Below are 19,501 nucleotides of genomic sequence, written 5' to 3' on the forward strand. Positions count from 1 at the left end.
GGTTCCCACCCCTGCCCCTGTGCCCGATCGGGGACGGCGGATTCAAGTGCCCGGGCTGGGCACGGTCTGGACTCGTGACCCGATTATTGCGGGCGGTAACTTTAGTTGGGGTGAAGCCACCAAAGATGGCACGCGGATTCCCGAAAATTCCACCATCACCCAAAACATCATTGCCATGGCCCGGCGAATGCAAGAGGTGCGGGCCCGGCTGGGCAATCGCACCATCACCATCACGAGCTGGTATCGGCCCCCGGCCGTGAACCGGGCCGTGGGTGGGGCCCGCAACTCAACCCACATTCGGGGCCATGGCGTGGACTTTGTGGTGGCGGGGTTGTCGCCGCGTGCGGCCCAACGGATTTTGGATCCCTGGTGGCCCGGTGGTTTGGGCTATGGCTCCTCCTTTACCCACTTGGATAATCGGGGATATCGGGCCCGGTGGAATTACACCAATTAATGAGTGATCCAACCAAGGGGATGGCGGGGGAGGTCGATCGGGTTCAGTCCAGCGATCACCCCACGGCTCCACCCAGCAGCAGCACTTGAATTTCGCTGTGGGCGGCGATTTCGCTGGTTCCTTGGGGAACTTGGGCCAGGGCGGTGGTTCCCGCTAGGTTAATCAAGTTGCCAGAACTGTGGCTGCCTTTGGCCAGGCTAAAGACCAGTTGCCCTTCGATGATCTGCAACGATCCCCAAAGGTAAGTTTCTCGCCGCCCGGCCCCTTGCAGATCCTGCGCCGATCGCGCCGTCAGCCACTGCACCCCGTGGGGGCCCGATCGCCCCGACAGCTTCCGCAACAGGGGAGCCACAAACCGCCAACAACCCACCAGGGCCGAAACGGGGTTTCCCGGCAAGCCCACATAGACCTTGGGGCCAAAGGTAGCCAGGGTCAGGGGCTTCCCGGGCCGCACGGCCACGGATTTGACGTGAATTTCGCCGCCCAACTCCGCCAACACCGCATCCACATAGTCGTAGTCCCCCACGGACACGCCCCCCGTGGACAGCACCAGATCCGCTTGGTCGATCGCCTGTTCAACGGCAGCTTTCAAAGCGGCGCGATCGTCCCGCACCACCCCAAGGGAGATCGGCTCCACGCCCACTTGTTGCAAAAAGGCGATCAGGGCGTATTGATTGGAATCGACAATTTGCCCCGGTTGCAGGGGTTGATCGATCGTGCCCAGTTCATCGCCCGTGGAAAACACCGCCACCCGCGGCCGCCGCACCACCGTGACCCGATCGCACTGAGCCGCCGCCAACACCGCCAATTCAGCGGGCCCGATCGCCAACCCAGCGGGCAAAATCTGATCGCCCGATCGGCAAAACATCCCCTTCGCCCGCACAAATTCCCCCACGGCCGGCTGGCTCAACACCTTCACCCGATCGGGCCCGGCCGGTTCCGTGTCCTCTTGAATGGCGATCGCGTCGGCCCCCGGCGGCATCATCGCCCCGGTGAAAATCCGCGCTGCCTGGCCGGGGCCCAAAGTTTGTTGCGGAGCCACCCCAGCCGGAATCGTTTCAATCACCTGCAATTCTGTTGGCCCCTGGGCCAGGTCAGCTTGGCGCACCGCGTAGCCGTCCATGGCGGAGTTGTCCCAGTGGGGAAAGTCCAAGCGCGATCGCACCGGTTCCGCCAACACCCGACCCAGGGCCGCCACGCTGGCGATCGATTCAGTGTCGGTGATTGGCGGCGTGATCCGTAGGGCGATCGCTTCAGCTTCTTGGGCGGAAATCATTAGTGAGTTGGGCATAGGGAGCGATCGTCAGTTTAAAACTCCCGGCCCGTGACTACAATTCCCGCAAGAATTCCCGCAAGAATTCCCGCAAGGCGCGATCGCCACCCGCCCGCCTCCACCCTGACCGCCCCAGTAGAATGCGATATCGTTGGGGGCAAGGGGTTTCAACCCCTTGTCTATGATTGTGATCTGTTACCTGCTCGCTATTGCTTTTTGATCATGCCCCGCGCTAAAGCCCAACCCAGCCCTCCTGAAACCGCCCCCGATTGGCATTACGAAACGGCCATGGCCGAGGTGGAAACGATCGTGCGGCAACTGGAAACGGGCGACTTGGATTTGGATCAAGCTTTTGATCAATTCACCGCTGCGGTCGATCGCCTGCAACAGTGCGATCGGTTCCTGCGTGATCGACAGGCCCAAGTGAGCCTAGCGATCGAAACATTGGACCATCTCGATCTGGAATAGGCTAGATGGTCTCGATCGCCAAATCGCTCGTCGTTGTTACGCTGTTACGCCCCTACCCGATCGCGCCCCATTGACGCGGGCCGGCCAATGCGCAAGATTTCCTTACCCGATGCGCCTGGGGCGAGTCGATCGACGGGATTCAATCGGGGTGTTTGGGGGTGGTTCAATTTCGTAGAGCACCTGGCCATTGCGAACCGCCACAAAGGACAGGGACAGGGGGCCGGCGGTGTAAATGTCGCGGGCTGCAATCACCCGCACCTCGACGGGTTGGGTTTGAGACTCCAGCCAGCGCACAAATTGGATCAAGCCCGGCACATTTTCCACCCGAAAGCCATCGGCGGCGACTCCCGCTCGCTGGGCCCGAAACAGGGCTTGGCCCAAGGCGAGTTCCAGGCGATCGCGCAGTTCCGGTTGCGACAGGTTGGCAGGATCCAGGGAAGACATCGCCAGGGTTTCGCGACGGGTAAAGAGAATTTGATTCAGCGCCACATCCAAAACAACTCGGATGGGTGGTTCTTCCCCGGTTAGATAGTTGGCGGTGGAAATCACTTTTACGTAATAGGCTCGACCATCCCGCACTTGGGCGATCACCTGCTCCACTTCTCCCCGCGAGAGAGAAATGGCCTGTTGATTGGCTCCGATGCCCGGCTGGGTGCGTTCGAGGGCGGCGCGGTTGGCGGCCACTAACAACCGCTCGATCGCCGCTTGGGTCATTTCGGGAGCGGGAATTCGCAAAATGCCGGCCGCCAACACTTCGCCCCGCCGCAGGGCCACGTTTCCTTCCCGCAGGGCCTGGGATTCTCGCTCCAGCCGCCGAACGGAAACTTCTAAGGATTGCAGCTCCGATTGGGCCGACTGAAACCGCTGGTTGGCATCTTGCAGCCGGGATTCCACGTCCTTGAGCCGCTGTTCCCGATCGCGGATTTGGACGGTGCGATCGCGGTTTTGGGCAATTAGGGTTTGATTCTGGCGATCGAGGGCCGATCGCTCATCCAAAAGGCGCGATCGATCCCCCTGAAGTTGGCGATTTTCTCCCCCAAGGCGTTGCAGGTCGCTTTGCAGGCTGAGCCGCTCGCCCTGGAGGGTTTTGATGTCGCTCAGCAGTTGCCGTGCCCGGCGGGAAACCTGGGTGAGCTGGTCCTTGGCGAGTCGGAATTGTTTATCGGCCTGGAGCAGACGCTTTTGGGCCACATTGAGGCGATTTTGGGTTTGGGCTTGCCTGGCCAGGGAGGCTTGCAGCGATCGGTTGATTTGGCTCAGTTCAGCGCGGGCCTGATCCTGTTGGACGCGGGCTTGATCCAGTTCCCGCCGGGCCCGCCCCAGGCGCGTTTGAATTTCCTCAAGTTCAAAAATGCCCGCCAAGAACAACAGACCCAAGGTGGATGCGGAAATCAGGCTGCCGGTCACGATCGTGACGAGGGTGGCCGTTTGGCGCGGTCGCAGGTTGAACAGGCTGAGGCGAGCTTTGCCCACGCGGGTGCCGAGCCGATCGCCCATGGTGGCAATCGCCCCACCTAACACCAAGGTGGCTAGCAAAATTAGTACATACCCGATCGTCATCGCCCTCTGTGCGATCGCTCCTTAAGCGGCCTTTGCCCAACAATCTAGGCCTTTGCAATGATAGTTTGGGCGAGGACGTTGGATGGTTAGGTAAACTGGTTCCCCAGGCTCACGGGGTTGTGTACCGTAATTTTCTTTTTGTGGATTGAGATGGCCTTGCGATCGCGCAAATCCCCGAGTAGCCGAGTCACCGTGACCCGCGTGGACCCGATCGCCTCGGCAATGGCTTGGTGAGAGAGCTTCAGATCGATCGTGATCCCATCGGAGCTGGGAACCCCAAAATCCCGGCACAGAATTAGCAAAAAGCTCACCAACCGAGATCCCATGTCGCGGTGGGCCAGGGTTTCGATCATCATCTCCGTTTGCAAAATTCGCGATGATAATCCCTGGAGCATCACCATGGCCAAGTCGGGATCATCCTTGAGGGCCTTTTCCACCCGATCGATCGGCACCGACAGCAACTCCACGGGCGTGAAGGCCACGGCGTGATAGAAGCGATCCGATCGATTGCCCGTCAGGAGCGACAACACCCCAAAAACCGTGTTTTCGCGCAGCAGGGCCACAGTAATTTCCTCGCCGGCCTCGTAGACACGGGAGAGTTTCACGGCCCCTTTCACCAAAAAGTAAACCCGCTCAGCCGGATCACCCGGGAAAAAAATCGTTTTGCCCCGATCAAACCGCTCAGTGGGCGGTGAGAAAGAATCTCCGCTCAGTTGGCGGAAAACAACGGCTAAAGGCTTGTCTACTGATAAGGGCATCTCGCTGCGCCGAACTGCCGAACTACTGAGAAACGTTATACCAAGCGCGATCGATTCGCGCATTTTTTTCGGATTTGATTTTTTGAGAGGTGGATACAAAACCCGATCTCAATCGATTAGGTTCGCGATCGCCAAGCCCAAAACTCAAAACCCGCGAAGGTCTTTCAGAAGCCCCTGACCGGTCTAAACTGATTCAGGTCACCTTCGCAGCACTACAATCTCGAACATTGTAATTCGCTCGTTGTAGCCTCTGATACGGTTTGAGTCAACAACGGGCTGCCAATCCCCATTGAATGGCAACTTTGCAACCCACCACTGCCCCATCAAGCCCCTCGCGCCCGATCGCTGACCCGATCGCCAAGGGAAACGCCCTCGGGACTCGGTGATTGGGATTTTGAGTTGGTGTTGGGATCTTGAGTTGGTGTTGGGATTTTGTGATTTGAGATTCTGTTGCTGAAATTTAGAACACCTATGCTGCTCAACCTCTCTGGAAAAAAAGCCCTCGTTACGGGGATTGCCAACAACCGCTCGATCGCCTGGGGCATTGCCCAACAGCTCCACGCGGCCGGGGCCGAAATTGCCGCCACCTATCTCCCCGATGACAAGGGCAAGGCCGAAAAGAAAGTGGCCGAGTTGATTGAACCCCTCAACCCCACCTTTCTGGTGCCCTGCAATGTGCAGGACGATGCCCAGGTGGCCGAAACCTTCACCACCATCCAGAGCAAGTGGAGCAACTTTGACATCTTGATCCACTGCCTGGCCTTTGCTGGCAAGGAAGAACTGACCGGAGATTTCAGCAATACGTCCCGCGAAGGCTTTGCCCGCGCTTTAGACATCAGCGCCTATTCCCTGACCAAGTTGGCAGCAGCAGCCAAGCCCCTGCTGAACGACAACGGCAGCATCATCACCCTCAGCTACCTGGGCAGCGTGCGGGCCGTGCCGAACTACAACGTGATGGGCGTGGCCAAGGCGGCCTTGGAAGCCAGCGTGCGCTACTTGTCCACGGAATTGGGTGAAAAGGGAATTCGGGTAAATGCCATTTCGGCGGGCCCCATTCGGACGCTGGCTTCTTCGGCGGTGGGCGGCATTTTGGACATGATTCACCACGTGGAAGAAACGGCCCCCCTGCGCCGCACGGTCACCCAAGTGGAAGTGGGCAATACGGCGGCCTTTTTGTGCAGCGATTTGTCTAGCGGGATTACGGGCCAGGTGATTTACGTGGACGCGGGCTACAACATCGTTGGGATGTAGCTGTGGAATGTAGCTGTTGGCCCCATTCTCCACAGCCTGAGATTCGTCCTGGGATTCGTAACCCATAACCCATGGGGGCTAGACGGGCGATCGCCCTTGTCTGCCCCCCCTTTGCCCGATCGCCCCTGTTGCCGTTTGCCCTCCGATCGTTCCTCAAATCATGCAAACCACCGAGCCAATTGCCGAGCCAATCACTGAACCGATGCTCGATCGCCCCGTTATCCTCACGCCCGATCGCACTGCCCGCGTCAGCCGCAAAACCGGCGAAACCGATGTTCATGTCGGTTTGAATTTGGACGGAACGGGCCGTTGCTCTGCCCAGACCGGCGTGCCTTTTTTGGATCACATGCTTGATCAAATTGCCTCCCATGGGCTGATTGATTTGGATATCCAAGCCACTGGGGATGTGCATATTGATGATCACCACACCAACGAAGATGTGGGCATTACCCTCGGCCAAGCGCTGCATCAGGCCTTGGGCGATCGCAAGGGCATCGTCCGGTTTGGGCATTTTGTCGCCCCCTTGGACGAGGCCTTGGTGCAGGTGGCGTTGGACTTTTCCGGCCGGCCCCACTTGAGCTATGGGTTGCAAATCCCCACGGAACGGGTGGGAACCTACGACACCCAATTGGTGCGGGAATTCTTCGTGGCGGTGGTGAATCACTCGCAAATGACCTTGCACATTCGCCAACTGGATGGCATCAACTCGCACCACATCATCGAAGCCACCTTCAAAGCCTTTGCCCGAGCAATGCGCATGGCGATCGAGGTGGATCCGCGTCGTGCTGGCAAAATTCCCAGTTCCAAGGGTGTGCTCTAGTGGCAAAGGGGCGATTGATCCAAAAGCGTTGGCTTGAAAACTGGCGGGTCGGTTTGGTGCTGGCTGGGTTCCTGCTGTTGGGGGGCCTGCTAGTGGGGGTGGTTTGGGGGCTGGAAACTCCGGCAGCCCAAGCGGCGGATTTTTGTCGGCCCTGGCATGGTCAGCAAATTTGCATTCTGAAAATTCAGCGCAGCGCCAAGAAACACTGGGAGTTTCGGGCCACAGTGGCGGTGGATGGGGTGGAACGGCCCCGATCGGCCTACAACTGCCGCCGCCGAATTTGGGTCGGGCTGGATGGCATCCGCCATGTGTTTGACCCCCATGGGCCCGGCGAGCTAATTTGCAGTTTGCTGAATCGGGATGATGCGCGCGAGGGTCTCAGCCGAGAATTGATGCTCGATCGCGCTCCCCGTCTCTTGCAGCCGCGCACCAATCCAGACTCCCTCAGCAACCGATCGGGTGAAGTGGCGACCCAAACCGCCATCACTCAAACTGCCATCAATTGATGATTGATTTTTGCTAACTCTGCCAACTCTCCTGATCCCAGAGTTGAGGCGGTTTTGGCCCGGCCGATCCCCACCTCAAACAGGCCCATGGCAGGCGTGAGAATCGGCCGGGAATTTTTTTGCCTTTTTCTCAAACTTTTTAAAAACTTTCTAAAAGTTTGGGATCGTCAAAAAGTAGTTTGATTTGCATTTAAAACCATCAAAATTCTAGAGAGTTTCTTTTTTGACCAAAGACCATTTATGACGAATGCATGGCACAGGACGAATTGCAACAGAAAGTCTTTAAAAATTGTTTAAGATTGGTGAAGCCATTTTTCTCCATTCTTTGGGAGTGTCGCTATGACAGCTCGCGTTACCCGTGGCTTGAGTCCGCTGTCGGTGACAGCTTCGGTGACGGCTGAAGACCAGGCGCTGCTGCGGGACGTATTCCAATCTTTGACTCCGACGAGTTGCCCGCGTCACTACAACTTTCACATGCACACAACGGCCTCCGATGGCCGCCTCAGCCCCACCGATTTGATTAACCAGGCCCTGCAAATTGGTCTCAAAGGCTTTGCCATTACCGATCACCACAGTGTGAATGGCTATCTCGCGGCAGCGAAGGCGCTGCAATTGGCTAAGTCGGTGAACCCTGAGCTGGTGGTTCCCCATTTGTGGACGGGGGTTGAAATTAATGCAGGGTTGCTGGGAACCGAGGTGCATATCCTGGGCTATGCCTTTGATATCAGCGCTGATGTGATTCAGCCCTATTTGCAAGGACGACCCGTGCGCGATGAGTATTACTACGCCGATCGAGTGATTCACGCCATCCAACAAGCGGGGGGCATTGCCGTGCTGGCTCACCCCGCTCGCTATCGCCTGGATGCCAAGCCCCTGATTATGGCGGCGGCAACCCTAGGGATTGATGGGGTAGAGGCTTACTATGCCTATAACAATCCCAATCCTTGGACTCCTAGCCCCGATCAAACCGCCCGAGTAAAAGAGTTGGCGGAACGATTTGGGCTGCTGATGACTTGCGGGACAGACACCCACGGGCCGAATTTGCTGCTGCGTTTGTAGATCTCTAACGAGCAAATTTGGTCAAAATTTCGCCTGGGCGCTAAACTGCATTCGGCAAGGGGGCGCGATCGCGTGGGTCTGAAGTGACACCCAAGACGGGCCAATGTCGATCGCCCAATCAGCCCGGCAGTTTTGGTTTGTTGGAGATCAATTTTGGTTGCTTTGCGTTTGTTTGGCGATGGCCGGAAGTCGGCCCCCGGAAAGCAAATGGCAGCCGTCGGGCTGTTGGGGCTGCTGGGATCGTTGGTGGCAGCGTTGCCAGCCCAGGCCGGGCAACTGCTGAATTGGCGGTTTGATCCGGCACGCAATCAATTGAGCTTCACGACTGATGAAGGGGTGCAGCCCCGGGCCCAAATTGTGTCGGGGCCCGATCGCCTGGCCATTGACCTGCCAGACACCACCTTGGCCCAACCGGTTCAGGAACAGCGGTTTGGGGGCATGGTGCGAGCGGTGCGTGTGGGCCAGCCCGATCGCAACACCACCCGCATCGCGATCGAATTCCAACCGGGCTATCGCATTGATCCCGATCGGGTACGGGTGCGCAGCTTGTCTCCGACCCAATGGACGGTGGAACTGGGCGGAGAACCAATTGCCCAGCAGCCTCCCCAGCAGCTTGTGCTTCCTGGCCAGCGGAATCGCCCACAACCCACGCCTCCCAATAGCCCCAATAATTCCAACGGTTCCGATCGTCCTTGGATTCCCGGTGCATTGCGAGAGGTTTTGGAACGATCGGGCGGCAACTCCCCGATCGCCCAAGTGGAGGGGGTGGAACTGTCTGAGGGCGGATTGGCCCTGCGGGTGAGCGGCGGAACTCCTGGCATTACGGTGAACCGCAGCCCCGATCGCCGACAGATCGAAATTTGGTTAGATAACGCCTCGATCTCCAATGGGGTCGATCGACTCGTGGGCGGCCGAGCGGGCGTAACCCGTCTGATCGTCACTCCCCAACGAGGTGGGTATCCGCCTCGGGTGCGAGTTTTGTTGGTGGTGGATCCGAGCAGCCCCGATTGGCAGGCTCGCGCCGAAGAGAGCTTGGTGATTGCCCAGCCGATCGGCAGCACCACCGCCGTGAATCCCCCCGCTGCCAACCCGCCCACGGCCAATCCTTTACCGCCGCGGCCTTGGCCCCGTCAACCGGACAACTCTGGCCAATCGCCCGGCTGGGTGAACGATTACCCCGATCCTCGCCTGGGCGGTTTGCCGATGTTGAATCGGCGGGTGCGCATTGTGGTGGATCCGGGCCATGGCGGTCGCGATCCCGGGGCGATCGGGATTGGGGGGCTGCAAGAAAAGCAAGCGGTTTTGGATATTGGTCTGCAACTGGCGGCTCTGCTGCGTCGCCAAGGGGCCGACGTGGTTTTGACCCGCGATGACGACACCTTCATCAGCCTTGATGGGCGTACCCAGTTGGCTAACCGCATTAATGCCACCGTGTTTATTAGCGTCCATGCCAACTCAGCGGGCATTAATCGCCCGGACGTGAGCGGCGTGGAAACCTACTACCACCAGTCCGGTGGCCAGTTGGCCCAGGCGGTGCAACAAAGCATCATGCGCGCCTTTCCGTTCATGCGCAATCGCGGGGTGCGCACGGCTCGGTTCTATGTGCTGCGTAACAGTCGAATGCCCTCAATTTTGGTGGAAACCGGTTTTGTGACGGGCCGACAAGATGCGGCCCTGCTGACCAATCCCACTTGGCGATCGCAAATGGCCTGGGCGATCGCCCGAGGGACGATCGAATATCTCAACGGCCCTGGCCGCTAAACTGTCCTCTCCAAACCGTGGGGTGTGCCCAACCCCGCCGCCTCCAACCGATCGCGCAGGGCCTGGGGATCGGGCAAGGCTGACAGTTCTGCTTGGTGTTCCTGCATAAACACCAGGAGACGATGGGAAATTAAGCCCCGAGCCACCGCCAACTCGCCCAACGTTAGCCACTGGGGATTGCGTTGATAGGCCCGAGCCGCCGCAATCCAATCAAAATCAATCAACCCAGCTCGGTAAAGGGCCGCCTCGGGCTTCAGGGTCAGGCCGCCGGACGGGATTGCCAATTGCAACAGCCGCACCATTTGGGCGCTCAACCACCCTCGCTGGATCGCCACCAATTCCGGTGATGGGCTGTCACCGGCTTCCAACTCCCGGAGTTGTTGAGGGGTCAATAATCCAGCCTGTTCGCAGAGCTGAACGATCGCCGATCGCGACTGGAGATCCACCCCCGATCGCTCGCCCAACCGTGGCAAAACTGTTTCAAAAAACTGCAAAACCGGTGGCTGCACCACGCCCTTGGCTAACAGAATTTGTTCTAGGGGTAGCGGCTGGCGTAGTTCATACCACTCAATTAGCTCCTGCAATTGCCCTTCGGTTAAAAATCCCGCCTCTTGCAGCAAGATCCCGATCGGTCGGTGCAGTCGGTAGCGACCCAACAGGGCCGCCCCCAAATCCATAAAAAACGGCAAACTCTCCACCAAATAGCGCCGCCAAAGACGCTTTGGCTCACAGGACAACCGAAATAGCCACTCCAAACCCACATGGCTCATCCAGCGGGGCGATCGGGGCACATTGCCCGCCTCAAAGTCGATCGTCGCCCCAAAACCAAAGGCCACCGTCACATGTTTCAGCAAATGGCGATGGCGATAAAACCACTTTTCTTGCTTGGGTGCGCCAACTCCCACCAGCAGAACATTAGCCCGCGATTGATTAATCAAGTCAACAATCTTGGCGCATTCCACCGGGTCGCGCTCAAAGCCAAAAGGCGGCGAATAAACCCCCGTAACCATTTCGCGACCCACCTTTTCATTAATGAGATGGCGAGCCTTTTCGGCCACTCCCTCCATGGCCCCCAGCAGAAAAATAGTCATCTCTGGGTCATGGGCATAGTATTCATAAAAAACCGGAAAGAAATCGGATCCCGAGATTTTGTCAGTGATGTGGTAGCCCATCAGCTTGGCCACAAAAATCAAAACCTGGCTATCACAAACCAAGTAATCGGCTTTGTGATAGATCGTGTCAAAAACCTCATCTCTCCGAGTTTTAACCAAATGGTCAATATTGGGCGTGGTCACCCAACCGCCCCGTTTCAAATTTGCCAACAACTTCTGTTGGGAAATGTTGTCGAGCGTGATGTTCAGAATCGGAACCTTGGGTGCGATCGAGGTCATGGCAGCCTCTCCAAAATAGGTAGTTATTGAGATGTGACACTCAGAGTGATTGTGCAGTGATGAGAGATGGATAATCAGTGGCTCGAAAGACAAAAATGCTGATCGCTCCAGATATCTGGTCAAATACACTCGCTGCACTCGTGATATTCATCCACCCTTGGGGAACAGCCTCAGGGTTAATTTCCCCATTAGGTCAAAATTGGTCTAATGGCCGAATTCAATGGCTCAGTTGAACGATCCAATTTGCCTGTTTCATCCAGGGCCTAATCGCGATGCCCAATTAATAGCTGTAATGGCCTTGCCCAATGTTGGCTTGCACCCCGGATCCTTATGAAGCTATCATAATGCCCACCGTGATTGAGGGCATCAAGACCATCGTTTTTCGATCAATCATTCAAAAAGTCTTTAAAAAACTGACTAGTGAATTTCCCCAGCTGAATCGAGTCTGAATTGGGGTTGAATTAAGCCAATTGGAGATAATGGGGAAGTTCTCCTAATCTGGCAATTCTTGACTGAAGCCCTTTGCAAGCCCTGTGGTTTTAGGCAGAATGGAGCCGATTAAGGGTGTTTTGACGAGTATTGCGACTGATATTTCAGCTAGGTAAAGTGACAGTGATTGACCTATTTGGCGCAGATTTGACGAAAATTCGGCGCTCATGAGGCCCTGAGTTGGCCCTTGGGGTTGGCGAAGGCGATTCGCTCAACTAATCACCACAAGACTCTTTATTTCTCAGGCGATCGACCTATGGCTAACTGCTTCTCAATCTGGCAACCGATGCCGCCGCTGCTGCTTGAATCTGGGGTGGTTGGGGTCGCCTTGGGGGTGGAGTGGGCCCTGTGGGGGGTGACGGGTCTGGTGTCGTTGCCGATCGCGATGTTGGCGATCGAGTGTTTGGTGGGAGGGCTGTTGCCGGGTTTTGGCCGATCGCCCTCCACGGCGGGTTGGCGGCGGCCCAGGGTGGCGGTGCTGATTCCGGCTCACAATGAGGCGGCCTCGATCGGGACAACCATCCAAGCCATTCAGCCCCAGTTGCAACCGGGCGATCGGCTTCTGGTGGTGGCGGATAACTGCACCGATGCCACGGCGGAACTGGCTCGATCGGCCGGTGCAGATGTGGCGGAGCGCTTCAACACCGAGCAGCGGGGCAAGGGCTATGCTCTCGATTTTGGGGTGCGGGTGTTGGCCCAGGAGCCGCCGGAGGTGGTGGTGATTGTGGATGCGGATTGCACCCTGGAGCCGGGCAGCCTAGATCGTTTGGGGCAGTGGGCGCTGAAGCACAATCGCCCGGTGCAAGGACGCTATTTGATGGAACTGCCGCCATCGCCCAGCGCGGCGCGGCGGGTTTCGGCCTTTGCCTTTGCGGTCAAAAATTTTGCCCGATCGGAGGGATTGCGGCGGTTGGGGTTGCCCTGTCTGTTAAATGGAACGGGGATGGCATTTCCCTGGCAAGCGATCGCCCAACTGCCCCTGGCTAGCGGCAATCTGGTAGAGGATATGCAAATGGGCATTGATCTGACGGTGGCCGGCTCGCCGCCGTTGTTTTGTCCCGATGCGCCCGTGACCGGTCGGTTGCCCCAGGCCGAAAGCGCCGCCACCAGCCAACGCACCCGCTGGGAGCATGGCCATTTGCAAACGATGATTTCTGTTGTGCCGCCATTGTTGGGGCGTGCCATTCGCACCGGCAATGGCCCCCTGTTGGTGATGGGGTTGGATTTGCTAGTGCCGCCTCTGTCGTTTTTGGTGATGATTTGGGTGGGTGCGGTGATCGCGGTGACTGGTTTGGGGGCCCTGGTGGGGCGTTGGCAACCCGCGATCGGGATGGGGGTGTTGGGGTTGGTTTTGTTTGGGGCGATCGGCCTGGCTTGGTGGCGAGTGGGGCGGCCGTTTCTGTCAGCCCGAATGTTGCTGATGATTCCGATCTATGTGCTGCAAAAAGTGCCGATTTATTTGGGATTCCTGAAGCGGCGACAGACGGAATGGGTACGCACGGAGCGGGACTAGAACATCATTTTCGATATTTTCGATTTTGATACTTTCGATTTCGATATTTTCGATTTCGAGATTTTCGATCACTGTCCCCATTTCCCAATCCAAATTTTCCGAGCTATGGAGTGAGTGGGCAACGATGACCGTAACCTTGGGCGTAATTGGGGCCAGCGGGTTTATTGGCCAGCGAGTCGTGGAGATGTTGGCGCAGGATCCGAACTTCACGGTGGTGGCGATCGGGCGATCGGTGCCCAAGCGCGTGCCGGAAGGGGCGATCGCCCGGATCGCTGATGCCACCAAACCGACTTCCCTGGCCCAAGCCCTGACGGGTTGCCAAGCGGCGGTCTATTGCCTGGCCGGTAGTCCCAGTTTTGTGCGCAAAAACGCGCCCGTGGTTTACCAGGCGGCCGCCGATGCTGAGGTGAAACGATTTATCTATCTCAGCAGTGCCGTGGTGCATGGCCAAGCGCCGGCCCCCGGCACCACGGAAAAAAGCCCCCTGCGGGACAACTACCCGATCGCCTACAACAACGCCAAGGTGAGGGCAGAGTGGCGCTTACAGGCCGATCGAGCACAGACCAAAACCGAATTAGTCATCATCCGCCCCGGGATTGTTTGGGGCCCCAAATCCACTTGGATCGAGGCTTTTGCTAATGCGGTCACCGATGGCGTGGCTTACCAAGCGGACTATGGGCGCGGCATTTGCAACAGTGTCTATGTGGATAACTTAGTTCATGGGATTGCGCTGGCGGCCGAAGCGGCCAAGGTCGATCGCGCGGCCTTTTTCATTGGAGATCAGGAAGTGGTGACTTGGGCTGACCTTTACCGCCCGATCGCGGCGGCCCTCGGTCAATCCTTTGATCAACTGCCCAACGTCAACATCGAAGCCTTTCGCCCCAGTGTGAAGGAAGAGTTGCGGGAAACACTGCGGGGAATGCGCCTGGTGGGGACACTACTATCGGGTTTGCAGGCCCAACGCAAACGAGCCAGCGGCCAGCGGCCGCGCCCGGTGTTGTCGCCTTTGAATCAGGAGCTTTCGGCTCTCTACCGCTGCCAATGGCATTTACCCTTAACAGAGGCGGAAACCCGCTTGGGTTATCGTGCTCCGGTGTCCTTTGAGGAAGGCTGTCGCCGGACGATCGAGTGGTTGCAACAGTCCAATCGGGAATCCCTGGGTCATCACTAGTGTTTCAGCCCGTTTTTTTAACCCAAGTTTTCCAACCCCAGCACGCTAACCCAACTATTTCCACGCCCCTTCTCCACCGTCACCTATGGCTGGATTAGTCATCCAAGAAACGATCGCCTCATTGATTGAAATGGCGGAACAGGGGTCGATCGACCCGTGGGATGTGCGGGCCGTGGAGGTGTTGGATCGGTACTTGGATCAACTGCAACGGGCAATCGAACCGGTGGCAAGCCAAATGGGTAAGGCGGCCTACGATGTGCATCTGTCTCGATCGGCTCAGGCCTTTGTTTCGGCGGCCCTGTTGGTGTTGATTAAGGCGAACCGGTTGACCCTGGCCGAATTTCCACCGCTGACGGAGGGCGATGATTGGGAAGAAGAAGCGGAAGCTGCCATTGAGGCGATCGCCCGTGGTCGGTTGCCCCTGCATTTGGAACAATGCCTGAAGCGGCGCGGCGTGGCTCCCCAAACCGGCCAGCGGCGCGTGTCCTTGGGCGACATGATTGAGCAATTGCAGCAGGTGGCCAGCCTGTTGGCCACCCAACCGGCCCGCCCCCGCAAAACCCGCCGCCCCAATCGCCGTCAAAAAATGCGCGCGGTGCAGCAACTGGCGCACCAAGAAAACCTAGGGGAAGTTTCGGAGGCCTTGGCGGCATTTTTGCGCCCCTTTGGCGATCGATGGCTGAGTTTTGATGAATTGGTCGCTCAAGTCCCCCGCACGGGCCCCCAGGCAATTCCGCTGACGATCGCGCATCATGGGTCAATGGGTCAAGGTGAGCTGCTCAGTGACCAACCCACCAAAAGCGATCGGGCAGGGGCCTTTTGGGCGTTGCTGCTGCTGGCATCCCAATCGAAGGTGGAATTGGATCAAACGGAGTTTTATCAAGACCTGCGGGTGCGATCGCTGCCGGATCCTTTGCCGCCCATTCCAGACCCTTAACTCCACCTATGTCACCGCTTGATCGCCCCAGCGAACCCGACCCCACGCCCGCCGCCCGATCGCCCCGTGTGGATTGGATGCGATGGCTGGCTCCCTTCTATGGCCTGTTGTTTTGCGGCATTCTTTGGCTGGCCTACACGGGAAATTTGCCCAGTTTTTTAGGCAAAATTCCCCACTACGACATCCCCGGTCACATCATCCTCTACGCCATGGGCAGCTACCTGGGCCACCGCTTCAGCCGCTGGAAAACCATCCGCCTGGGCGGCCGCGCTTGGCCTCTGTTTCCCTTGGGCTTTGCAATTTGGACGGCGGCGGAAGAATGGTTACAAAGCCTGTCCCCTAATCGCACCTTTAGTGGGGTGGATTTGGTTTGCAGCTTTCTGGGCATTGGGCTGGGTTGGTGGTTGGCCAATCGCGATCGCCCGGTTCAACCCTAAAGATTCCTGGTTGGGTTAGCAACGATTGGTTAGGAACAATTGGTTAGCAGCAATTGATTAGCAGCAATTGATTAGCGCCGATCGCGAATGAGCCGCTCGATCGCCGCTTGCCAGTACCAATCCTCCGATTGGTCGGGCACGCGCGCTCGCTCCAGATCAACCAACCGTTCAGCCGTGGGCCGGTTTTGTTGCACCATCAGGAGCAATTGCCTTTCCAGGGATTGGCTGGGACGGCGGCGGGGTGCGGCCGCTGGGCGACGATGAGGTGAATGGGGAGGCTGTTTGTTGTTATTGGGCCGTTTGTTGCTATTGGTTGGAGGCTGGTGCTTTGCCTGACGCGCTCTCTGTGAGCGCTGTTGGCGCTTGAGGGCTAACTGATCGAAGCGATATTGACCAGGTTTGGAATGAAGGCTTTCTGGGTTGGTGCTGCTTAGGTGCTGCGTTGTTTGTGCCGTTGGCGGTGACGCAGTAGCCTGGGGCTGAGTGGGCCGGTCAGAGTGTAGGTGATCGAGCGATTGCTTACCAAGGCGATATTGCCCATTGGTGAGGTTGATGCCACGGGGTTGAGCAGTTGTCGTGGCCCTAGCGGGGCGATCTCTCTTGGGCCGAGGGGACGCGGCGGGGCGAATCGATCGCCGGGGCCGGGGCGATCGGTTCCGCCACCAGCGACTGGCCGCCAGCCCCAACCCCAAACCCACCGCCCCGCCTCCCAGAATCAGCCAAGATTCCGGATTGGCCAGCCACTGTTGCACCAATTCCCAAGAGCGCGGATTCGCCATCATCCAGTCCGTATCCGGTTCCGGGCGGGCTGTCCAATTCAGTCGATCCAAATCCCGTTGCTCAATCACCTGATAGATATTGCGCACCGAAGATTCCGAAAATTGCCCCAACCGCAGCACTTGGGCCAGCTCCTCCGGAAACAGTTCCATCACGGGATGATCGGGATAGTGAATTTCCAGAGCCACATAGGTATGGACAGCCCGGGCATATTCAGCCCGTTGGGTAAACAGCCGCCCACAGGTCAACAACAACAGCGGTGCGCTGGGGTGCTCGGCACTGACCACGGCCCGATCGAGCAGGATGGTTAACCCTCGGCAAGCTTCCGGACTGGCTAGGCTGCCCGGACTGGTGCGATCCAAAATTCGGCGCACATTAGCCCGCACCGCGCCAATTAGCGCACTGTGGGGATAAATCTTGGCAAATTGCACATAGGCTCCAAACGCCTTGTTCAATTGGCGAGCCTTTTGGGCCTGTTCAGCGGTTTGATAAAGCTGACATTCCGCTAATCGATAGCGACTTTCCACGGCCGTTGGGTCTCGATCGTCCGGAGTGGATCGATCGGCTACCTGCTGAAACCGAGGGATTGCGGCGGCACAGTTGGCTTGGTCATAGGCCGATCGCGCTGCCCTCAAAATCGGGTCACTACGCAGCCACCACTCCAGACCCAGCCCCGCAACCGCCAACACCCCCAACACTCCCAACAGCCCAATCAGGATTTGCCCCTTGCGTTGCACGGCCACCCTCCGTTATTGAATCCTTGAGTTGTTGAATCCTGGAAATGAATTCCAGTCAAAAAGCCAGTCAAAATTACTAGGTCAAGCGCCCGGTCGATGGCCCGGTCAACCGTCAAAAGTTTTGCTTCCAACCGGGGCCGGGCGATCGCTAGCGATAGAATGAAGTCCGAGCGCTTTGATCGGGTTTTTGATCGGGTGATGGTCTGGCTAGTTGATTTGGCCACTGGCTCAACGGTTGATTCACCCTTTCAATCATGCCAACTGGGGCCCTCTCGGGATTCTAGGCCGATCGCGCTCAAAGACCCACAGTAGGAATACTGGACGGGCCATGGGCCATGGACACTGAATCGGTCTACTGAATCGGTCTTCTGATTCAGCCGGACTCAGTTCCTCTGGGTTCATTCAACTCTGGTTCATGCACTTTCGGTTCATTAACTTCTCATCCGTCACTCACAGCAAGTTCAGCCAAGCATATGACCGTTGCCGCGCCTGCCAAGACCGAATACGAAGCCGTCATTGGTCTCGAGACCCACTGCCAACTGAGCACGGAAAGCAAAATTTTCTGTAGCAGTTCCACGGAGTTTGGAGCCGATCCCAACACCCACGTGGATCCGGTGTGCTTGGGGTTGCCGGGCACGCTGCCGGTGCTGAATCAAAAGGTGTTGGAATATGCGGTGAAGGCGGGCTTGGCGCTCAATTGTCAGATCGCCCCCTACAGCAAGTTCGATCGCAAGCAATATTTCTATCCCGACTTGCCCAAAAATTATCAAATTTCCCAATACGACCTGCCGATCGCGGAGCATGGCTGGCTGGAAATTGAAATTGTGGACAAGCAAGGGAACGCCACCCGCAAACGGATTGGCATCACCCGTTTGCACATGGAAGAAGACGCGGGCAAGTTGGTTCATGCGGGGGCCGATCGCCTGGCCGGGTCAGCCTATTCCCTGGTGGACTACAACCGAGCCGGTGTGCCGCTGGTGGAAATCGTTTCGGAGCCGGATATTCGCACGGGCCAAGAGGCGGCGGAATATGCCAAGGAACTGCGCCGTATTGTGCGCTATTTGGGCATCAGTGACGGCAACATGCAGGAGGGTTCCCTGCGCTGTGATGTGAATGTGTCGGTGCGACCGGTGGGCCAAAAGGCCTTTGGCACGAAGGTTGAAATCAAAAATATGAACTCGTTCAACGCGATTCAGCGGGCGATCGAGTACGAAATTGAGCGCCAAATTGAGGCGATCGCAACCGGCGAGCCGATCGTCCAAGAAACCCGTCTTTGGGAAGAGGGCAGCCAACGCACCATTTCCATGCGCTCTAAGGAAGGCTCCAGCGACTATCGCTATTTCCCAGAGCCGGATCTCACCCCGATCGTGGTGTCGGAAGAGCAACGGGAATCTTGGCGTGAGGAGTTACCGGAGTTGCCTGCCCAAAAGCGCCATCGCTATGAAACGGAGTTGGGGCTGTCGGCCTACGATGCCCAGGTGCTGACCGATGAGCGGGCGGTGGCGGAATATTTTGAAGCCACGGTGACCGCTGGGGGTGATGCAAAACAGGCGGCGAATTGGATCATGGGCGATATTGCCGCTTGGCTGAGGAACGAAAAACAGTCGATCGAAAACTTGGCCCTAAAACCGGCGGAGTTGGCAGAGTTGGTGGGGTTAATTGTGAATGGAACCATCAGCGGCAAAATCGCCAAGGACATTCTGCCGGAGCTGCTAACGGAGGGTGGCTCGCCCAAGGCCCTGGTCAATCTCAAGGGGTTGGTGCAAATTTCTGACCAAGGGGTGATCAAGGCCCTAATCAAAAAGGTTTTGGCGGCCCATCCGGCGGAACTGGAACAATATCGCGCTGGAAAAACCAAGCTGAAGGGCTTCTTTGTGGGGCAACTGATGAGAGAGAGCGGCGGCCGCGTGGATCCGAAGCTCACGAACCAATTGCTGGAGGAGTTGCTGAATGGCTAGGCGATCGGCCGGCTGGGTTTCCAAGAATTCATCAAAATTTCAAAAAGGGGGGTGACACCCCTCGCCCTCCTGCTGTTATACTGTGCTAAGTAGATGCACCCTGATGACTGGGAGAGTCCGCAACGACTCTCCTTTTTTTTGTCAATTTTTTGCCGAATTTCTACCCAATCTTGCTCGACCA

17 protein-coding genes are annotated in these 19,501 nt (G+C 57.6%); 12 read left to right on the forward strand and 5 right to left on the reverse strand.

Translation table 11 applies throughout. The features are described 5' to 3' along the window. Nucleotides 1-454: D-Ala-D-Ala carboxypeptidase family metallohydrolase (locus AMR42_RS11120; protein ID WP_143473032.1), on the forward strand; the 454-nt coding region annotated here is incomplete at its 5' end. Nucleotides 455-509: 55 nt separating this feature from the next. Here the strand turns inward: AMR42_RS11120 and glp are convergent. Beyond that, complete coding sequence (glp, locus tag AMR42_RS11125) at nt 510-1,730, reverse strand: gephyrin-like molybdotransferase Glp (RefSeq protein WP_099533532.1); 1,221 nt, start codon at nt 1,728-1,730, stop codon at nt 510-512. Between the two features lie 219 nt (nt 1,731-1,949). Between glp and xseB the strand changes: the two genes are divergently transcribed. Further along, the gene (xseB, locus tag AMR42_RS21595) at nt 1,950-2,195 is read left to right on the forward strand and encodes an exodeoxyribonuclease VII small subunit (protein WP_099533533.1); all 246 of its coding nucleotides are present in this window, start codon (nt 1,950-1,952) and stop codon (nt 2,193-2,195) included. A 102-nt stretch (nt 2,196-2,297) separates the two neighbouring features. Here xseB and AMR42_RS11135 read toward each other — a convergent pair whose 3' ends face one another. Further along, the gene (locus tag AMR42_RS11135; protein ID WP_099533534.1) at nt 2,298-3,755 is read right to left on the reverse strand and encodes a DUF3084 domain-containing protein; all 1,458 of its coding nucleotides are present in this window, start codon (nt 3,753-3,755) and stop codon (nt 2,298-2,300) included. A gap of 86 nt (nt 3,756-3,841) precedes the next feature. Continuing rightward, nucleotides 3,842-4,513, reverse strand: coding sequence for a global nitrogen regulator NtcA (gene ntcA / locus AMR42_RS11140; RefSeq protein WP_099533558.1), 672 nt, complete (start codon nt 4,511-4,513; stop codon nt 3,842-3,844). A 474-nt stretch (nt 4,514-4,987) separates the two neighbouring features. On the opposite strand from ntcA, the gene fabI reads away from it, so the two are divergent. The 5 genes from fabI (at nt 4,988) to AMR42_RS11165 (ending at nt 9,910) form a co-directional block, all read left to right on the forward strand. Further along, on the forward strand, nt 4,988-5,764 hold the full coding sequence (gene fabI / locus AMR42_RS11145) for an enoyl-ACP reductase FabI (RefSeq protein WP_190355293.1): 777 nt from the start codon (nt 4,988-4,990) through the stop codon (nt 5,762-5,764). 202 nt (nt 5,765-5,966) lie between these two features. Continuing rightward, on the forward strand, nt 5,967-6,584 hold the full coding sequence (hisB, locus tag AMR42_RS11150) for an imidazoleglycerol-phosphate dehydratase HisB (RefSeq protein WP_099533559.1): 618 nt from the start codon (nt 5,967-5,969) through the stop codon (nt 6,582-6,584). After that, entirely contained in the window at nt 6,584-7,090 is a 507-nt protein-coding gene (locus AMR42_RS20855) for a hypothetical protein (protein ID WP_199858156.1), read from the forward strand. The genes hisB and AMR42_RS20855 overlap by 1 nt, the downstream gene beginning before the upstream one ends. Before the next feature lie 339 nt (nt 7,091-7,429). Further along, nucleotides 7,430-8,149 (forward strand): PHP domain-containing protein, encoded by a 720-nt coding sequence (locus tag AMR42_RS11160; RefSeq protein WP_099533536.1) that lies wholly within the window; start codon nt 7,430-7,432, stop codon nt 8,147-8,149. A gap of 153 nt (nt 8,150-8,302) precedes the next feature. Beyond that, on the forward strand, nt 8,303-9,910 hold the full coding sequence (locus AMR42_RS11165) for an N-acetylmuramoyl-L-alanine amidase (protein WP_143473033.1): 1,608 nt from the start codon (nt 8,303-8,305) through the stop codon (nt 9,908-9,910). Here the strand turns inward: AMR42_RS11165 and AMR42_RS11170 are convergent. Further along, nucleotides 9,907-11,301 (reverse strand): WecB/TagA/CpsF family glycosyltransferase, encoded by a 1,395-nt coding sequence (locus AMR42_RS11170; RefSeq protein ID WP_099533538.1) that lies wholly within the window; start codon nt 11,299-11,301, stop codon nt 9,907-9,909. The two genes, AMR42_RS11165 and AMR42_RS11170, sit on opposite strands and share 4 nt — an antisense overlap. A gap of 745 nt (nt 11,302-12,046) precedes the next feature. Here AMR42_RS11170 and AMR42_RS11175 point away from each other — a divergent pair. The 4 genes from AMR42_RS11175 (at nt 12,047) to AMR42_RS11190 (ending at nt 15,848) form a co-directional block, all read left to right on the forward strand. Then, a complete protein-coding gene (locus tag AMR42_RS11175) occupies nt 12,047-13,303 on the forward strand; it encodes a glycosyltransferase family 2 protein (protein ID WP_234406955.1) in 1,257 nt (418 codons plus the stop codon). A gap of 124 nt (nt 13,304-13,427) precedes the next feature. Next, complete coding sequence (locus AMR42_RS11180; protein ID WP_099533540.1) at nt 13,428-14,474, forward strand: NAD(P)-dependent oxidoreductase; 1,047 nt, start codon at nt 13,428-13,430, stop codon at nt 14,472-14,474. An 85-nt stretch (nt 14,475-14,559) separates the two neighbouring features. Then, a complete protein-coding gene (locus tag AMR42_RS11185) occupies nt 14,560-15,411 on the forward strand; it encodes a segregation/condensation protein A (protein WP_099533541.1) in 852 nt (283 codons plus the stop codon). 8 nt (nt 15,412-15,419) lie between these two features. Beyond that, nucleotides 15,420-15,848, forward strand: coding sequence for a hypothetical protein (locus tag AMR42_RS11190; protein ID WP_234406956.1), 429 nt, complete (start codon nt 15,420-15,422; stop codon nt 15,846-15,848). A 71-nt stretch (nt 15,849-15,919) separates the two neighbouring features. On the opposite strand, the gene AMR42_RS11195 is transcribed toward AMR42_RS11190, so the two are convergent. Then, nucleotides 15,920-17,368 (reverse strand): tol-pal system YbgF family protein, encoded by a 1,449-nt coding sequence (locus tag AMR42_RS11195; RefSeq protein WP_099533542.1) that lies wholly within the window; start codon nt 17,366-17,368, stop codon nt 15,920-15,922. Between the two features lie 467 nt (nt 17,369-17,835). Between AMR42_RS11195 and gatB the strand changes: the two genes are divergently transcribed. Next, nucleotides 17,836-19,320 (forward strand): Asp-tRNA(Asn)/Glu-tRNA(Gln) amidotransferase subunit GatB, encoded by a 1,485-nt coding sequence (gene gatB, locus AMR42_RS11200; RefSeq protein WP_099533543.1) that lies wholly within the window; start codon nt 17,836-17,838, stop codon nt 19,318-19,320. Nucleotides 19,321-19,501 lie beyond the last annotated feature (181 nt).

It is taken from the genome of Limnothrix sp. PR1529, from assembly GCF_002742025.1.
In the GTDB taxonomy this organism is placed as follows: Bacteria; Cyanobacteriota; Cyanobacteriia; order CACIAM-69d; family CACIAM-69d; genus CACIAM-69d.

Bases quoted from the DNA above. Each gene is read 5' to 3' on its own strand.
- ntcA (WP_099533558.1), bottom strand. From the start codon at position 4,513: ATGCCCTTATCAGTAGACAAGCCTTTAGCCGTTGTTTTCCGCCAACTG.
- AMR42_RS11175 (WP_234406955.1), top strand. From the start codon at position 12,047: ATGGCTAACTGCTTCTCAATCTGGCAACCGATGCCGCCGCTGCTGCTT.
- AMR42_RS11190 (WP_234406956.1), top strand. From the start codon at position 15,420: ATGTCACCGCTTGATCGCCCCAGCGAACCCGACCCCACGCCCGCCGCC.
- AMR42_RS11170 (WP_099533538.1), bottom strand. From the start codon at position 11,301: ATGACCTCGATCGCACCCAAGGTTCCGATTCTGAACATCACGCTCGAC.
- AMR42_RS11185 (WP_099533541.1), top strand. From the start codon at position 14,560: ATGGCTGGATTAGTCATCCAAGAAACGATCGCCTCATTGATTGAAATG.
- glp (WP_099533532.1), bottom strand. From the start codon at position 1,730: ATGATTTCCGCCCAAGAAGCTGAAGCGATCGCCCTACGGATCACGCCG.
- AMR42_RS11160 (WP_099533536.1), top strand. From the start codon at position 7,430: ATGACAGCTCGCGTTACCCGTGGCTTGAGTCCGCTGTCGGTGACAGCT.
- gatB (WP_099533543.1), top strand. From the start codon at position 17,836: ATGACCGTTGCCGCGCCTGCCAAGACCGAATACGAAGCCGTCATTGGT.
- AMR42_RS11135 (WP_099533534.1), bottom strand. From the start codon at position 3,755: ATGACGATCGGGTATGTACTAATTTTGCTAGCCACCTTGGTGTTAGGT.
- xseB (WP_099533533.1), top strand. From the start codon at position 1,950: ATGCCCCGCGCTAAAGCCCAACCCAGCCCTCCTGAAACCGCCCCCGAT.
- AMR42_RS11180 (WP_099533540.1), top strand. From the start codon at position 13,428: ATGACCGTAACCTTGGGCGTAATTGGGGCCAGCGGGTTTATTGGCCAG.
- hisB (WP_099533559.1), top strand. From the start codon at position 5,967: ATGCTCGATCGCCCCGTTATCCTCACGCCCGATCGCACTGCCCGCGTC.